The organism is Colwellia sp. (assembly GCF_013214175.1).
Lineage (GTDB): Bacteria > Pseudomonadota > Gammaproteobacteria > Enterobacterales > Alteromonadaceae > Colwellia.
In genome coordinates this window covers 216,565-233,694 of record NZ_JABSPA010000003.1, presented here as the reverse complement: position 1 = coordinate 233,694, position 17,130 = coordinate 216,565, and the positions used below count along the sequence as shown (strand labels likewise).

The 17,130-nt window shown below is 39.1% G+C and carries 14 protein-coding genes; 4 read left to right on the top strand and 10 right to left on the bottom strand.

The genetic code is table 11. From position 1 onward, the window contains the following. Positions 1–25: 25 nt before the first annotated feature. The 6 genes from tsaB to murJ all read right to left on the bottom strand — a co-directional run bounded on the left by tsaB (position 26) and on the right by murJ (position 7,798). Positions 26–733 (bottom strand): tRNA (adenosine(37)-N6)-threonylcarbamoyltransferase complex dimerization subunit type 1 TsaB, encoded by a 708-nt coding sequence (tsaB, locus tag HRT55_RS09525; protein WP_291620788.1) that lies wholly within the window; start codon positions 731–733, stop codon positions 26–28. 169 nt (positions 734–902) lie between these two features. Next, entirely contained in the window at positions 903–1,346 is a 444-nt protein-coding gene (gene fkpB / locus HRT55_RS09520; protein ID WP_291620786.1) for an FKBP-type peptidyl-prolyl cis-trans isomerase, read from the bottom strand. Between the two features lie 2 nt (positions 1,347–1,348). Beyond that, positions 1,349–1,936: a signal peptidase II gene (lspA, locus tag HRT55_RS09515; protein ID WP_367241208.1), complete on the bottom strand. Its 588-nt coding sequence runs from the start codon at positions 1,934–1,936 to the stop codon at positions 1,349–1,351. Positions 1,937–2,123: 187 nt separating this feature from the next. Continuing rightward, a complete protein-coding gene (ileS, locus tag HRT55_RS09510; protein ID WP_291620783.1) occupies positions 2,124–4,985 on the bottom strand; it encodes an isoleucine--tRNA ligase in 2,862 nt (953 codons plus the stop codon). Positions 4,986–5,119: 134 nt separating this feature from the next. Beyond that, positions 5,120–6,040: a bifunctional riboflavin kinase/FAD synthetase gene (ribF, locus tag HRT55_RS09505; RefSeq protein WP_291620781.1), complete on the bottom strand. Its 921-nt coding sequence runs from the start codon at positions 6,038–6,040 to the stop codon at positions 5,120–5,122. Between the two features lie 156 nt (positions 6,041–6,196). Continuing rightward, on the bottom strand, positions 6,197–7,798 hold the full coding sequence (murJ, locus tag HRT55_RS09500) for a murein biosynthesis integral membrane protein MurJ (RefSeq protein ID WP_291620778.1): 1,602 nt from the start codon (positions 7,796–7,798) through the stop codon (positions 6,197–6,199). Between the two features lie 346 nt (positions 7,799–8,144). Here murJ and rpsT point away from each other — a divergent pair, with 346 nt between their 5' ends. Both rpsT and HRT55_RS09490 read left to right on the top strand, forming a co-directional pair. Next, positions 8,145–8,405: a 30S ribosomal protein S20 gene (rpsT, locus tag HRT55_RS09495; RefSeq protein ID WP_291620776.1), complete on the top strand. Its 261-nt coding sequence runs from the start codon at positions 8,145–8,147 to the stop codon at positions 8,403–8,405. A 291-nt stretch (positions 8,406–8,696) separates the two neighbouring features. Continuing rightward, positions 8,697–10,421 carry a Zn-dependent hydrolase gene (locus tag HRT55_RS09490; protein WP_291620774.1) on the top strand — a complete coding sequence of 575 codons (1,725 nt, stop codon included), beginning with the start codon at positions 8,697–8,699 and terminating at the stop codon, positions 10,419–10,421. Between the two features lie 131 nt (positions 10,422–10,552). On the opposite strand, the gene HRT55_RS09485 is transcribed toward HRT55_RS09490, so the two are convergent. Together HRT55_RS09485 and HRT55_RS09480 are read right to left on the bottom strand one after the other, a co-directional pair. Next, complete coding sequence (locus tag HRT55_RS09485; RefSeq protein WP_291620773.1) at positions 10,553–12,349, bottom strand: acyl-CoA dehydrogenase C-terminal domain-containing protein; 1,797 nt, start codon at positions 12,347–12,349, stop codon at positions 10,553–10,555. Positions 12,350–12,540: 191 nt separating this feature from the next. Next, positions 12,541–13,011, bottom strand: a complete 471-nt coding sequence (locus tag HRT55_RS09480) for a DUF3010 family protein (protein ID WP_291620771.1) — start codon at positions 13,009–13,011, stop codon at positions 12,541–12,543. A gap of 130 nt (positions 13,012–13,141) precedes the next feature. Here HRT55_RS09480 and HRT55_RS09475 point away from each other — a divergent pair, with 130 nt between their 5' ends. Both HRT55_RS09475 and HRT55_RS09470 read left to right on the top strand, forming a co-directional pair. After that, a complete protein-coding gene (locus HRT55_RS09475) occupies positions 13,142–13,882 on the top strand; it encodes an SDR family oxidoreductase (RefSeq protein WP_291620769.1) in 741 nt (246 codons plus the stop codon). Between the two features lie 66 nt (positions 13,883–13,948). Next, on the top strand, positions 13,949–14,929 hold the full coding sequence (locus HRT55_RS09470; protein WP_291620767.1) for an amidohydrolase: 981 nt from the start codon (positions 13,949–13,951) through the stop codon (positions 14,927–14,929). Positions 14,930–14,954: 25 nt separating this feature from the next. Here the strand turns inward: HRT55_RS09470 and HRT55_RS09465 are convergent, their stop codons facing one another. Together HRT55_RS09465 and HRT55_RS09460 are read right to left on the bottom strand one after the other, a co-directional pair. Then, positions 14,955–16,130, bottom strand: coding sequence for a mandelate racemase/muconate lactonizing enzyme family protein (locus tag HRT55_RS09465; RefSeq protein ID WP_291620765.1), 1,176 nt, complete (start codon positions 16,128–16,130; stop codon positions 14,955–14,957). A 157-nt stretch (positions 16,131–16,287) separates the two neighbouring features. After that, positions 16,288–17,058, bottom strand: coding sequence for a class II aldolase/adducin family protein (locus HRT55_RS09460; protein ID WP_291620764.1), 771 nt, complete (start codon positions 17,056–17,058; stop codon positions 16,288–16,290). Between the last annotated feature and the right edge of the window lie 72 nt (positions 17,059–17,130).

Below are 17,130 nucleotides of genomic sequence, written 5' to 3'. Positions count from 1 at the left end.
TAGTGGGTTGTCATCATTACCAGTGTTATTTACCCGGAAGCTTTTTCCAAGAAACTGTATCTCGAACATAGACTGGCTGCGCTTCTTCTGCTGATACGCCCTGCCCTTGTGCTAATTTCACTTTACCTATCGCTAACATTGCTTCAGCAGTCGGGAATAATATCTCTGGACTGCCTTCATTAGTTTTTAACGCTAATAATTGCTCAGCTAACTTTTCAGAGTACGCATCCCAACCTGTGCCAACAGCATAGAAAGGTGTAGTAACTACCGATGAAAGGTGCTCAGCTAACTTCTCAGGAGGCGTTACCGCCTCTGCTTGATGTGCTTGCATAACATCATGTTCATCCAAGGTATAATAACCATTGTAGACTTCAGACATACGAGCATCTATTGCCGCAATGACTTGCTTTTCACCGTGCTCGATATAAGCCAATTGCGCCATAGCCTGTAAGCTAGAAACGCCAACAACAGGTAAATTAGCAGAAAATGCTAACCCTTGAGCAACGCCAACACCAATACGTACTCCAGTAAAACTGCCTGGACCTTGGCCAAAAATAAGACCATCTAACTCTGCTAGCTTAATATTTGCCTCATTAAGTACTGCATCTATCATCGGCAGTAAATGTAAACTGTGCGACTGCGGGCAAAGCTCATATCGAGAGAATGTTTTACCGTTTACTTGCAACGCTACTGAACATGCTTCTGTTGAAGCATCAAGAGCCAAATAATTCACAATAGTCACCTTTTAATAACCTTTTCGTTAAGGTCTGTTGAACATTCATATTTATAATTTATCCGAATTAAATGCTTTCTTACTCGCGGCGCGAGGACTGATACATAGTTTTTATATGTGAAGTGCTTCGCAACAAAGAGTAGGAAGCATTTAAACGGATATTGACACTTTAAAGGATGTCTACAAGGTCAATGACAAACGTTACCGTTTGTCCTGCTAGTGGGTGATTAAAATCAATAGTCACAGAGCTGCCATTAACTTCTTTAATCATGCCAGGTAACTCACCACCGGGTTGAGAAAAAGTAATAATATTACCCACTTTTGCCGGTGCGTCAGCTGTAAACTTATCAACATCCATATAATGGATATTATCTGGATTACTCTCACCAAAAGCGTCTTTTGCTACCAGAGTAAACTCTCTTGAGTCACCTTTAGCCATGCCAATAAGTTCTGCTTCAAAGGCTGGTGAAATGCTGTTATCACCCATAATTATTTTAGCGGGTTTATTATTAACTTTGGTACTATCAGCAGCAGAGCCATCACTTAGCTTCATGGTAATATGAACAAGAATGCTTGAGTCGCTTTGAATTTGTGCTTGCGTTGTATCGGTCATTATTAACTCTTTACCTTATTTGTTTTATTCTTCTGTTCTTCGTCATCACTTTCATTCTGACTTTCTATATTAGCCTTAAGATTAGCGTCTTTGTTAGCTTCTTGATTATCTTCTTTATTAGTGAAGGACTCAAAAATCATTAATGCTGCACCAATAAAGATAACTGAGTCAGCAATATTAAAAGCGGCAAAATGAAAGCCAGCCCAATGAAAGTCGAGAAAATCGATTACATAGCCGAATAAGACTCTATCGATTAAGTTACCAACCGCGCCACTTAAAATTAAAGCAAATGCAATACTTAATAATCGTTGTTGTTTTGGTGTTTTTGCCATCCAAACAAGAAATACAATACTGGCAATTGCAGCAATAGCGGTGAAAAACCAGCGCTGCCAACCGCCTTGGTCTGCTAAAAAGCTGAATGCCGCCCCTGGGTTATGGACATAAGTTAGGTTGAAAAAGGGTAACACAGACAAGGTTTCTCGATAGTCAAACGTACCGGCAACCCACTGCTTACTGACTTGGTCAATAATCAAGCACAACAAGGTTAGCCATAACCAACGTAACCCGGTGTCATTAAATAATTTTTTCAATGGAGTTAATCTCATATTGCACAATTAAGTGTATTTTTTATGTAAATAAATCACGTGTCAGAACTAAATAAGCTACTACCCTTCCCTATTAATAGATAACAAGAAGTAGGTAATAGCCCGTTTATTTAAGTTAACCTTTACTCGTTAAGTTAGCATTGTTAACTTTAATTCAATCAGATTGATAAAATTAAGCGAACTGTCTTGTTTCACCGGCACCATCAATATTAGTGATACAACGACCACAGATTGTCGGGTGCTTTTCACTTTCGCTGATATCGGTAGTGACATGCCAACAACGCTCACACTTAATACCTTCTGCAGGTGCTACTGATAACCATAAGCCTTCAATCTCAGTTTCAAGGGCGTTTTCTGGTGCCGCTGTTACTGTTTCGATTGTCGCTTTTGAAGTAATTAATACAAAACGTAATTCATCACCCAATTTCTCTAACTTAGCCGCTAAGTCAGCAGTAGCAAACAAGGTAACCTGTGCTTCTAGTGCTTTACCAACAGACTTATCTTTTCTTGCTTGCTCTAACGCGCGGTTAACTTCACCACGAACAGTCAGTAATTCAGTCCAGTATTCGTTACCTAGCTCATCTACTGAGTCATTGCTCTCAGTTTGCTTATCTGCTTGTTTAGTTAGGCCATCGAACCAAACGCCGGTAAAGACAAACTCATCACGTTCACCGCTTGCTGGTAATGGTAATGCTTGCCAAATTTCTTGTGCAGTAAATGACAAGATTGGTGCCATCCAAGCAGTCATTGCTTCAGCAATTAAGTACATCGCTGTTTGACATGAACGACGGGCATTCGAATCACTTTTAGCGGTATATTGTCTGTCTTTGATAATATCTAAGTAGAAGCCACCAAGCTCGTTGGTACAGAAGTTCATTAACTTATGCACCACTACATGAAATTCATACTCATCGTAAGCGGTAATGATTTCTTCTTGTAGGCGTGCTGCTTTATCGATAACCCAGCGATCAAGCGCAACCATATCTTCAACCGCTACCATGTGATTAGCTGGCTCAAAACCGGTTAAGTTAGATAATAGGAAACGTGATGTATTACGAATACGACGATAAGCATCGGCTTGACGCTTAAATATTTCATCACCCGCAGTTATTTCTTGCGTGTAGTTAACTGATGCTGTCCACAAACGTAAAATATCAGCGCCTAAGTTGTTAGTAATTTCTTTTGGCGTAATAACATTACCTAACGACTTAGACATTTTGTGACCTTTAGCGTCAACCACAAAACCGTGAGTTAGCACTTGCTTATATGGCGCTTTACCATTCATAGCAACGGAAGAAATCATTGATGACATAAACCAACCACGATGTTGATCAGAGCCTTCAAGATATAAGTCAGCAATACCGTCAAATTCTTCACGCGCCTTGATAACTGATTCATGAGTAGTACCTGAATCAAACCATACATCTAAAGTATCAGGTACTTTAATGTATTCGTTAGCGTCATCACCGATTAGTTCACTTGCCTCTAAATCGAACCATGCTTGGATACCTTCTTTTTCAACGCGCTGAGCAATTTCTTCAATAAGCTCAATACTACGCGGATGCAAGGCACCGGTATCTTGGTGAATGAATAATGCCATAGGCACGCCCCACGTACGTTGACGTGAAATACACCAATCTGGACGACCTTCAACCATAGATTCGATACGACGTTGACCCCAATCAGGGATCCACTGTGTTTTTTCTATTTCGTTTAATGAATCTTGACGTAAACCTTTTTTGTCCATGCTGATAAACCACTGTGGCGTAGCACGGAAAATCAATGGGGTCTTATGGCGCCAGCAATGCGGGTAAGAATGCTCTAAGGCGTGATGATGTACTAAAGCGCCCCTTTCTTTTAATATTTCTACCACACTTGCATTGGCTTTAAAGACATGTTGTCCAGCAAGTAACGGGGTATCTTCAAGGTATACGCCATTAGCGCCAACTGGGTTAGCCACTTCTAAGTCGTATAACTTACCAACGACAAAATCTTCTACACCATGACCAGGCGCCGTATGTACACAACCAGTACCTGAATCAGTCGTTACATGTTCACCTAAAATAACCGGCACGGTAAAGTCATAAAATGGATGCTGGCATTGTACTAATTCTAAATCCTGACCTTTACAGAAACCTAATGCGTGGTATTTATCTAAACCAAAGCGGTCCATACATGAGGTAACAAGGTCTGAAGCAATGATGAATCGTTGTTTTTTACCTTCAACATCACATTGCACTAACGTGTATTCAACATCAGCATGTACTGAAATAGCGCGGTTAGCCGGAAGTGTCCACGGTGTTGTGGTCCAAATAACGATGCCAATCTCACCTTCGCCTTTATGACCTTCTGGGTGAGAAAACTTATCAGCAACAGTTTCATCCGCGATAACAAATTTCACGTCAATAGCAGGTGATTGTTTATCTTTATATTCAACTTCAGCTTCTGCTAAAGACGAACCACAATCAGTACACCAATGCACAGGTTTAAAACCTTGATGCAAATGACCATTTTCAGCAATTTTACCTAACGAACGGATAATATTCGCTTCAGTACCAAAGTCCATGGTTAAGTAAGGTTTGTCCCAATCCGCGAAAATACCTAAACGTTTGAAATCTTCTCGTTGACCATTGACTTGTTTAGCAGCATATTCACGACATTTTTCGCGAAAAACACTAGCAGAAACTTTATGACCTGGCTTGCCAACTTTTTTCTCAACCATTAATTCAATTGGTAAACCGTGACAATCCCAACCAGGTATGAAAGGAGAGTTGAAATCAGATAATGTTTTTGATTTAACAATAATATCTTTTAAGATTTTATTAACCGCATGGCCTAAATGAATATTACCATTGGCATAAGGAGGGCCGTCATGCAGAACAAATGACTTTTTACCTTTCTTGGCTTCACGAATCTTGCCATAAAGATCTTTAGCAGCCCACTCTTTGAGCATATTAGGTTCACGATTAGCCATATTTCCTTTCATAGCGAAAGAAGTGGCTGGTAAGTTCAAGGTCTGTTTGTAATCACTCATTTAAATCATTATCCGTTTATGTTGGCTGATAAATTTAACAAAACGCTATAAATATCAACCCGATTTATAACTGTTTATTGAATATGTTTTTTTAACTATCTAAAGTAAAGCGCAGATAAAGCCTAGGTAAGACCTTATGCTAATACTTTTTTTGCTTGTTCACTGTCTTGATGAATTTGCGCAGTTAGCGCCTCAAGGCTGTCGAACTTTATCACTGGGCGCAGTTTTTTCTTCACTATCACTTCAATGCATTGTCCGTATAAGCTTTCATCAAAATCAAAAATATGTACTTCTAGTTGCTGCCTTATGCCATTGATAGTCGGCCTAGCACCAATATTGGCAACACCTTTAAATTGCCCATTTTGGGTATTTACCATGACAGCAAACACACCACTGAGCGGTGATACACGTCTTTTTAGTAAGACATTGGCGGTTGGAAAACCCAACTGACGGCCACGCTTATCACCATGAAAAACGCGACCAATAATTGAATATTCTCTGCCTAGCATCTGTTTAACGGTCACTAAGTCATCTTGCTCGAGTGCTTGACGAATAGCGGTTGAACTAATACGGCAATCAGCCATTTTATAACTTCTGGTATCGGAAACATCAAAACCGTATTCTTTGCCTGCTTGGCATAACATGGTGAAGTTACCCGTACGATTTTTACCAAAGTGAAAATCATCGCCAACAATAAGATGCTTTATGCCAAGTTTTTTAACTAACAAATGCTCGATAAAGTGTTCAGCACTTTGACTAGCAAACTTAGCAGTAAAATTAACACAAATAAGTCGTTGTACACCAAGCTTTGCTAATAGATTATATTTATCACGTAGACGGCATAATCGAGCAGGCGCAGTTTCTGGCGAAAAAAGTTCTTGTGGCTGCGGCTCAAATACTAATACCGCCGCCACACAATTTAATGCTTTAGCTTTACTGACCAGTGCTTTAATCACTTGCTGATGGCCTAAGTGCACACCATCAAAATTACCAATAGTTAATACACAACCATGATCTTGTAATCGAATATTATGTATACCGCGAACTAACTGCATTAGTTATTATTCTGCCTTTTACTATCACGCTAAATAACCTAACTAAAACATTAGCTAAGCCACAACGAACCTCAACATTGACATTCGTATAAAATAAATCGGAAAATTATATACCAGCGAGCGCTAATAATCAGTAGCTCAAGCACTTTATTTAGCTTATTTTTCGCCTTTAGCTATCGTAAAGTCATTTAAACGTATACCTAACAAAATAATCATTAGCAGATAACTAGCGACGCCAGCAGTAATACAGATAATTAGTTGCTGTACTTGTTCAAGAAAGTCCATTGCTAACCAAACATCAAAGTCACTGGATAATTGATAAACAACTAACGCCATAACGCTGGCACTTAACACTAATTTAGCAATGAAAATGAGCGTTTTAGCCGACAATTGATAAACGCCTTGCGCTTTTAACCCGCGATATAGCAGCCAAGCATTCAAGGTTGCTGACAGCGTGGTAGCCAATGCCAGACCAACATAACCTAAAAATGGTGCCAACATTAAGTTAAAAACCATATTAGCAACCATGGCTGTAATACCAATTTTCACTGGCGTTTTAGTATCTTGTCGCGCGTAATAACCTGGCGCTAATATTTTGATAAACATAAAACTTAACAAGCCTGACAAATAAGCAAACAATGCCATTGAGACCTGAATAACAGTGTCTTGAGTAAACTCACCGCGCATAAATAACACCATAATAATGGGCTGTGCTAACACCATTAAACCCGCTAAAGCTGGCCAACCAAATAAGCTGATGACACGTATGCCCCAGTCTAGGGTGGCACTAAATTCTGCGGGATTATTTTTACTATGCAGCCTTGCCAAGCTAGGTAACACCACAGTGGCAATGCCAATACCAAAAAGCCCTAGTGGAAACTCTAACAACCGATCGGCATAATAAAGCCAACTAATAGAGCCGGTAATCAAGAAACTGGCAATTAATGTATCAAGTAATAAGTTGATTTGTGTAACGGAAACACCAAACAAGGCCGGTATAATCAATTTTCTTATTTTAGTAACACCCTCACTATGCCAAGCCCATTTTGGTTTAACCAACATGCCTGCTCTGTACAAAAATGGTATCTGGAAAAGAAACTGGATTAAGCCGCCTAAAAACACCCCCCAAGCTAATGCATGGGCTGGGCTCTCGGTATAAGGCGCACCATAAATAGCCATACCGATAATGGCAACATTTAGTAAAACTGGCGTAAAAGCGGCGACAGCAAAGCGACCCATGGTATTGAGCACTGCACCTGAAAGCGCAGCAAAACTAATGAACCATAAATAAGGAAAAGTAATACTCAGCAGATTACTTGCTAGGGTAAATTTTTCTCCGCCTGGCGCATCATTAAACCAATCGACAAACCAGCCAAAACCAAACAACATAACAAATAAGGGCGACGCCAACATACCGAACAAGGTCACCCCGGTGATAATTACACCTAAGGTACCGGAAGCTTGCGCAATTAATAAACGTGTTTGTTCTTGGGTCTTTTTGCCATCATGCTGATCACCTAGCTGTTCATCCTTGACCTGATATTCACTTAATACTGGCACGAAAGCTTGGGCAAAGGCCCCTTCAGCGAAGAGTCTTCGGAAAAAATTAGGGATTTTGTTAGCAAATAAAAATACATCTGCCATCGCCCCCGCGCCCATCACATTAGCAATGACTACATCGCGTATTAAACCTAATACCCGAGAGACCAATGTCATAACACTAACAATCAACCCTGATTTAATTAATTTTTTACTCAAAAAAACGTCCTCCAATCAAATTTTTTTTGATTGATTAATAGTGCTACACCCATACAAAATCGGTACAAAAATACTGTGGAAATATGGCAAAAATAAATAATGTGTATTATGTGATGATTTTAGCTATTTAAACAATGTATACTTACCGCTGTTCACAACATGATCTGTTCTATCGGCGATAATTCTCACCGTAAACAGCAACCATATTCTTTTTAATTGCTTTTTATCGTTAATTTTTATCGTTAAGACTCAATTAAACAATTAAAACATTTGACAAAGAGCAAAAAAAGAGGCATATTTCGTCGCCTTAAATTTAAGCTTATAATCACTCTTTTAGGAGATCACCTTGGCTAACTCAAAGCAAGCTAAGAAGCGCGCAGTACAATCTGAAAAGCGCCGTCAACATAATGCAAGTCGTCGCTCAATGATGCGTACTTTACTTAAAAAAGTACTAGCAGCAATTGAAGCTGGTGACAAAGACGTAGCAACAAAAGAATTCGCTGCTGCTACACCAATTTTAGACCGTTACGCAAGTAAAGGTCTTATTCATAAAAACAAAGCAGCTCGTTCTAAGAGCCGTTTAAATGCAAAAATTAAAGCACTTTAATTATTGCTTTAACTGTATTTTTTATGAAGTAAAAATATAGTGCACTATATTTTTCATTTAAAAACCGACTTTAGTCGGTTTTTTTATGTCTGAAATTTACCTGACACTTTTCTTCTTAGGATTCCTTTAAACTTCCTTTGGTCCCCTTCTGCCCCCCTTTTAGTCAACTTCAGCTCAGCTTTAAAGCAAAGCGTTATTTTTACAGTTCAGCGAGTGTTTAATTACTCTTTTCTATTGCACTCAGCTCCATTTTTTTCTAGTCTCTAGGCAACTTATTTATAGAGACCTGCTATGAAAGCACTAAAACTAACAAAAATTGCCGCGGTAGTATTACTGGCTAGCGCCACATTAACTGCTTGTAATAATACTGATGAAGATAATGCAGCTAAAGAAGTTGCTACTGAGCAAAATACTACAAGCCTTAGTAGTGAACAGCTAAAGCCTGCCAATCAACCTGAGCTTCTTGCGGGTTTTGAAAATCGTTTAAATATATACAAAGAAGTCACCCTAAGTGCCGATTTAAGCCATTTATCAACAAACCAAAAGCAAATGTTAGCTTTATTGATTGATGCCTCTAAAATAATGGATGACTTGTTTTGGCTGCAAGCTTTCTCACAAGACAAGCAAAGCTTCTTAGCGAGTATTAGTGATGAAAACGTCAGACGCTTTGCTGAAGTAAACTATGGTCCTTGGGATCGTCTCGATGGCGATAAAATATTTTTAAGCCAAGCGACAACAAAAGCACACGGCGCTGAATTTTATCCTAGCGATATGACTAAGTCTGAATTTGAGCAGAGTGATTTTAGCGACAAAAAAGGCCTTTATTCGGTTGTTCGACGTGATAACGAAGGTAAGCTGATGACTGTCGCTTACTCAGAAATTTATCATGACAAAATGACCCGTGCAGCAGCTATTCTTGATGAAGCAGCAAAATTTGCCGATGACAAAGAATTTGCTAATTATCTCACCATGCGTGCTCAAGCATTACGCACTGATGAATACCAAGCCTCAGATTACGCTTGGATGGACATGAAAAATAACCCAATTGATGTGGTTATTGGACCGATTGAAAGCTATGAAGACCAACTTTACGGTTATCGCGCTGCTTTTGAATCGTATGTTTTGATTAAAGACATGGCCTGGAGTGAAAAACTGGCTAAATACGCTCAGTTTTTACCTGAATTACAAAAGGGTTTACCGGTAGCCAAAAAGTATAAAGCCGAAGTTCCTGGCTCAGATGCTGACTTAAATGCTTACGATGTTATTTATTATGCCGGTCACTCAAATGCGGGTAGTAAAACAATTGCTATCAACTTACCAAATGATGAAGAAGTACAGCTGAAAAAAGGCACCAGACGTTTACAATTGAAAAATGCCATGCGCGCAAAGTTTGATGCCATCATGTTACCTATCGCTGATACGCTTATCGTGCCTGAGCAGCGTAAAAACGTCACCTTCACCGGTTTCTTTGCTAATACCATGTTTCATGAAGTTGCTCATGGTTTAGGTATTAAGAACACCCTTAACGGTCAAGGTCCGGTTCGCCAAGCATTAAAAGAACATGCTTCAGCATTAGAAGAAGGTAAAGCCGACATTCTTGGTTTATACATGATTCGTCAATTACTTAATAAAGGCGCAATCACTGAAGGTACCTTAGAAGATTATTACACTACCTTTTTGGCTGGAATTTTCCGTTCAATTCGCTTTGGTGCTAGCTCAGCTCACGGCAAGGCCAACATGGTACGTTTTAATTACTTCCAAGAAAATGGTGCCTTTAGCCGCAATGAGCAAGGTTTATATAGCATTAATGTTGACAAGATGACTGCGGCAATTAACTCTTTATCTGAACTAATATTAACCTTACAAGGTAATGGCGACTACCAAGGTGTTGATAAATTAGTAAAAGAGAGCGGTGTGATTGGTGAAATCCTTGCGGCAGACTTAGCACGTTTAGAAGCCGCGAATATCCCGGTAGATATTGTCTTTAAACAAGGTAAACAAGTATTAGGGCTGTAGCACTCTAGTTATTTACTCTATTTATTACCTTAAAAATACAAGCAAATAAATAGAAACAAAGCGCTTGTCGAGTTAATCGATAAGCGCTTTTTTATTACTCTAACAATGTAGGGTAAAGCAGACTTGAAAGCTTAGAAAGAGAAGTCATCCGCATCAAGTGCCATCATAGATTCACCGCCATTTTCAACACAAGCGGCATGACCCTTGGCTCGTGGTAATATACGTTGAAAATAGAAACGCGCTGTTTTAATTTTTGCTTGATAAAAGGCTTCTTCATCACTACCTTCTGCAAGTTTATCTTGAGCAACTTTTGCCATTTTCGCCCAGAAATAAGCCAGGGTTAAGTAACCAGAATACATCAAATAATCAACCGAAGCAGCGCCTATTTCATCTGGATTTTGCATAGCCTTTTCGCCGACTTTTTCAGTCATTTTTTGCCAATCACCGCCAAAGCTCATAATTGGTTGAATAAACTCTTGCATAGCATCGTCTTCTGCATTCTCTAAACAGAATTTGGTTACTTCACTACCAAAAGCTTTAAGGATTTTTCCTTTAGAACCTAATATCTTTCTAGCCAATAAATCTAAGGCTTGAATACCGGTAGTGCCTTCATATAAACAACTAATTTTAGTATCACGCATTAGTTGTTCCATGCCCCACTCTTTAATAAAACCGTGGCCACCAAAAACTTGCACACCATGACTAGTACATTCTAAACCTAGTTCGGTAAGGAAAGCTTTAGCAATAGGTGTTAATAAAGCCAGTTTAGTTTCTGCCGCTGCTTTTTCCTCTTCACATGTACTAGCATGACCGATATCGACTAACTGAGCTAAATAGGCAATCAATGCTCGACCACCTTCGGCAATAGATTTTTGTGTTAATAACATGCGGCGAACATCTGGGTGAACTATTATTGCATCTGCTGGACCCTTAGGATTCTTCACCCCTGATAAAGAGCGCATCTGTAGTCTGTCTTTTGCATAAGCTAATGCGCCTTGAAATGATGCCTCGGCAGCAGCAACACCTTCAGTAGCTACACCTAAACGGGCAACGTTCATAAAGGTAAACATGCAATTTAAGCCACGATTAACTTCGCCAATTAAGTAACCTTTAGCGCCATCAAAATTAATCACACAAGTTGCATTAGCATTAATACCCATCTTATGTTCAATAGAGCCACAAGAAACGGCATTACGATCACTTAGAGCACCATCATCTGTAACATTAAACTTAGGCACAATAAATAACGAAATACCTTTGCTGCCTTCTGGGGAGCCAGGAATTCTAGCAATAACAATATGAACAATATTGTCGGATAGGTCGTGTTCGCCGGCAGAAATAAATATTTTTGAGCCAGTTAAAGAATAGCTACCATCTTCATTTAACTCGGCTTTGGTGCGTAACATGCCTAAATCGGTACCACAATGTGATTCAGTTAAACACATTGTACCGGTCCAAGACCCTTCAACTAATTTAGGGATGAATTGATTTTTTAGCTGTTCACTACCATGGGCTTCAATAGTCGCTAATGCGCCATGACTCAAACCTGGGTACATAGCAAAACTATGATTCGCACTAGAGAAAAGTTCTGTTATTGCAGTATTTAATGAATGTGGTAGACCTTGGCCACCAAAATCTACATTTTGCGCTAATGTTGGCCAACCGCCTTCAACATATTGGTGATAAGCTTCTTTAAAGCCATCGGGTGTGGTCACCTCACCATTGGTCCAAGTACAGCCTTGTTCATCACCTATTTGATTGATAGGCGCAACAACTTGCTCGGTGAACTTTGCTGCTTCGCTAATAATGGCATCGACCATATCTAAACTAGCATCTTCATAACCTAATTTTTGATAATGGCTATCGCAATCAAGTAACTCTTGCATAACAAACTTAATGTCTCTGATCGGTGCTTTATACTCTGGCATGATTTTCTCCAATGGTTAACTTTTGGGTTTGATAAACATTCTGGTCTGAGGTCAGACCTATTCAAACAGTTGTTTGATTAAATCATGTTATTGCCACTTTTTAAATAGCAGACATAAAAAAAGCTTACTGACGTTAATCACTAAGCTTATATAAATTTACAAATAATGCACAAATCACAGCACGATAAAGTTTAATCTTCTTGATTATTACTTTCAGGCTGTACGTTATAAGCATTATTTTGAGACTCTAAATAAGCGAATACTGTAGTAAATGCTTCTTCTTGATATTGCTTTAAGCCCGTGTCTCTAAAATCAATATCAATTTGGCTTCTTGCTAATTCTTTCTTAATAAAGCTACCGGCTAAAATTTCAACGTTCAATTCACTAATTAACTGAATAGCTGCTTCAATTTTAAAACCAATAGGGCCGCCAGAAAACTTACCTTTTAAAGCACGACCTTTAATTTGTACATGAGTAACCTGGTAATCTTCCATCAACTTGGCAAAAGTAAATTGAAATTTTTGCACTTGCTCGGCATCGCCTGCATTATCTAGGCTAATTTTTTGTACACGTGTATGAGGAATATCATACAAGTTATTTTCTTTAGACATGATACAAATTATTGCATCATTGCTCTTAATTTCTACACCACAAGCTCTCATGGAAAAACCTCATTAAACGAATTGCCAATATTATATACTCATTATCATGCAAACTACACAAAGAACTAAATGGAACTTGGCTTAGCTTACAGGTATCATTTCTTATAATTGCGTTAACTGAGTAAATTTAATGAAAAAAGTATGTGTGATCACCGGTGGTAGCTCTGGTATTGGTTTAAGTATTGTAAAACTATTTATTGAGAATAATTACCAGGTGTTTAATTTAGATTTATGCCCTTCAACAGCAGGTGTTGACTGCAAAAGTGAGTACCGCCAATGTGACGTCACTAACACTCAACAAGTTAGCGAAATAATTACTGAGATTGCTAAGCAGCATACTATTGATGTTTTGGTCTCTAATGCCGGTATTCATTTTTCCGCCAATATTGAAAATACCAGTGAAGCAGATTTAGATAAGGTCTTTAATATTAATGTTAAGGGTGCCTATGCCGCGATAAAAGCGGTGCTACCATCGATGAAAGCGAATAAAAATGGCGCAATATTGTTGATGGCTTCCGATCAGGCATTAATTGCCAAACAGAATTCTTTTGCTTATAACCTGAGTAAAAGCGCCCTCGCCTCTATCGCTAAAACTACCGCGCTTGATTACGCTAGCTATAATATTCGTGCTAATGCCGTTTGCCCAGGCACCATTGAAACACCGCTATACCACCAAGCAATTGATAATTATTGTCAAAAATCAGGTGCGGATAAAGCGGCAATACACCTTGAAGAAGAGAAATTACAACCATTACAGCGTTTAGGGCAACCTGAAGAAGTAGCGGAGTTGGTGCTATTTTTAGCTTCAGATAAAGCCAAATTTATCACTGGTAGCTTGCAAGTGATTGATGGCGGCTATACCGCGCAATAACAATAATAAAAATAAGAACCCGTAACAGACAAGACTTGCATATATAAAGGCCTCTACAATAACGTTATGACAATTAACATTATCGATCCTCATTTGCATTTATTTGCGCGTTCGCTTGGCGATTACCATTGGCTTAAATCAGAAAACCCACCCTTTTGGCCCGATAAGTCGCTTATCCAGCATGACTTTTCCATTGATGATTTAACCAAGTGTTTAGTCCTCACCAGTAACATTAATCTCAGTGGTTTTGTTCATATTGAAGCGGGCTTTGATAATGCTAAACCTTGGCGTGAGCTCGAATACCTTGAAAGCTTAACCTTTAACAACCTAGCCATTGAAGGCTTGCCTCATCCAAATAGTAGAACTGTTGCTAGCATCAACCTATTGGCATCACCATTAGACTTTACTAAGATACTGGATAAATTGCAGCAACACTCAAGTATGATTGGGGCTCGTCATATTCTTGATGAACAAGCTTATAGTATTTTAAGCAATCAAAACGTCCAGCAAAACTTTGCCAGCCTTAATCAAGTAACTGACTTTATATTTGAGCTGCAACTACCTCTGGCAGGTGAAGATTCCAACAAAGTTATGCCGTTATTAATACAAACCATCACCAATAATGACCAACTGCGCTTTATCATTAACCATGCAGGCTTCCCACCTAAAAGCGCCTCAACTAATACTGATACTGATGAATGGCACTTATGGCAAAAGCATATAAGCGAACTCGCTATGTACCCAAATGTATTTATTAAGTGTTCTGGATGGGAGATGACAGATAGGCAATATCAAATGTCTTGGTTTTCAGCGGTAACAAGCTTTTGTATTAGAGAATTTTCAATTGAACGAGTAATGCTAGCCAGTAACTTTCCGCTGTGTTTACTTGGTAGAGGGTTAGGTAAGAAGCTGGCTAATGAGGTAGGCAATAAAAGTTATGCTGATTATTGGCAGGATATACTCGGCTCTAATCTTATTAAGCAGTGTAGTGAAAATGAAAAAAGCGCATTGCTGTATGACAATGCGCTTAAGGTTTACCAATTGTAAGTAATACTCAAATAAGCTTACTAAACTATTTAATGGTAACGTTTGGCGATCTTTTCACAATTGCATCGTTAAGTTCAATACCAATACCCGGCACTTCGGTCACCTGGAAAAAACCATCTACGGGTTGTGGGTCTTGTAAACATAACTCTCTGTTCCAGTCTTTAATCGCATAAGTATGATGTTCATGAATTAAGAAGTTAGGAATAGCCGTTTCTAAATGTAGTGATGCCGCTGTTGCAACCGGACCACCACAAACATGTGCCTGAATGCGAATATCGTAAACATCGGCATAGTCGCAAACTTTTTTCGTTTCGGTAAAGCCGCCACATAAACCAACATCAGGCTGTAATACATCAATGCTTTGATCTTCAAAATAAGGTCTAACATCCCACCTATGGTACAAGCGCTCGCCACCGGCAATTGGCACATTAACGTTATCCGAAACCTTTTTATGTACGGCTGGATTTAAGTAGTTAACCGGCTCTTCATACATCATACAGCCAACTTCTTCGACAATTCTGCCCATTTGAATAGCTGATGCCGCACCCATTAATGAATGCGATTCAAAAATAATATCAACATCTTCACCAACAGCATCACGAATAGCGCGTAGTCTATTACCAAACAAGCGCATTTGCGGTTTAGTAAATAATTTAGTGCGATCAAAAGATGAACTGCCATCACCGTTATAAACAATAGGGTCAACTTTTACCGCATCATAACCTTGTGCCACCGCTTTTAATGCCGCTTCTGCATATTGCTCCGGCTCAATGAGCTTCTTGATTTCGACATCCCAATCAAACTGCAGTTGGCTGGCATAAGTACGTAATTTATCATTGACCTTACCACCCAGTAATTGGTAAACAGGCACACCTAAAGCCTTACCTTTAATATCCCAAAGAGCAGTATCAATAGCGCTCATCGCTGAATATAAAACCGGTCCACCGCCTAATCCCCAAAAACTTTCGCGCAACATGCGCGACCATAAAAGCTCAGTATTAAATGGGTTAAAACCAATCAATATTGCTTCACTGATTTCTTTAATCATGGCAGCAGCAGCACTATGACCCCAATCATAGGCTAAACCCGCTTCACCAACACCACTAATACCTTCATCTGTATGTATACGGACAAAAACAGGGTTCCAACCAGCACGCTTTGGACATTCAATATCAAAGACTTCTATATGGGTTATTTTCATTTGTTTCTCGATTTTATTTTTTATTCATTCAATTATTGGATAGTAGTCGCTCATCTTGCAGCGGTATAATTCAAGTTAAAGGAAAGAGCACGGCGTTGACGAATGTCAATAAGTACTCTTGACGCCTAAATTGGGTTATACCGCAAAAAGATTAGCACTACTCTGCGAAAGTTGGATCAGCACGATAGACTCTTCGCAACATCGCTGGCCATGCTTTTTGGCCACCGGTTTCGCCATCATGAACAATGTTAGCTTGCGCTTTAATACCATCAATAATACTTTGTGGAGCATAAATGGGTTTCATACCTGATGCCATTACTTGCAACTGTATTTCACAGGCACGGGTTAAATCATACATATGCATAAACGCATCACCTATGGTTTTTCCCATAGTTAAGGCGCCATGGTTACGTAATAACATAAAGTTTTTATCTCCTAAATCATTTTGTAATCTAAGCTTTTCGTCATCGTTAACCGCCAAGCCTTCATAATCGTGGTAACTCATCGAGGCTAGAGCAAACATTGAATACTGGCTTATTGGTAATAAACCTTTTTCGACACTGGCTACAGCAATAGTCTCGTTGGTATGGATATGTAAGGCACAAATATCGTCATGACGTACTTGATGTACGGCACTATGAATAGTAAAACCAGCCGGGTTGATCGTAAACGGGCAATCTTTATCAATAATATTGCCGTCGATATCAATTTTAACTAAATTGGAGGCGGTTATTTCTTCAAAAGCTAAACCAAAAGCATTGATCAAAATATGCTCGGTGCCGGGAATACGTGCTGAAATATGGGTATGAATAAGATCATCCCAACCATGCATTTGTAATAAGCGGTAACAAGCCGCTAAATCGACCCGTAATTGCCATTCTTGTGCTGAGACTTTGTTTTTTAAATCGAGTTTAGGCAGTTGCTGCATTTCAAGCACTCTCTTCATTGTGGTAAATAGTTTAGAAAAGTAGATAATATAGCTGATTTTACCTGATGAAGA